1 protein-coding gene is annotated in these 289 nt (G+C 66.4%); it reads right to left on the minus strand.

Annotated elements, in window-relative coordinates:
* Positions 1 to 289 (minus strand): ABC transporter permease subunit (locus SB751_RS29555; protein ID WP_410748966.1); only part of this gene is annotated, 289 nt, incomplete at both ends.

Below are 289 nucleotides of genomic sequence, written 5' to 3' on the forward strand. Positions count from 1 at the left end.
GCGTGATCATCGCGAAATAGATGCCCTGCCGCCGGATTGCGAACAGGCCGACGACGAGCCCCAGCAGCGTGGCCGCCACCGTGCCGGCGAGCACGCCGAGCTCCGGCGTGAAGCCGAGCGTCTGGATCGTGTAGCCGGTCGCGTAGCCGGCGCTCGCGAGGAACATCGCATGGCCGAACGACAGCAGCCCCGTATAACCGATCAGCAGATTGAACGCGGCGGCGAACAGCGCGAAGCACAGCACCTTCATCACGAAGAGCGGATACGCGCCCGCGAACGGCGCAACGAT

This window comes from Cupriavidus sp. SIMBA_020 (assembly GCF_046535395.1).
Lineage (GTDB): Bacteria > Pseudomonadota > Gammaproteobacteria > Burkholderiales > Burkholderiaceae > Cupriavidus > Cupriavidus campinensis.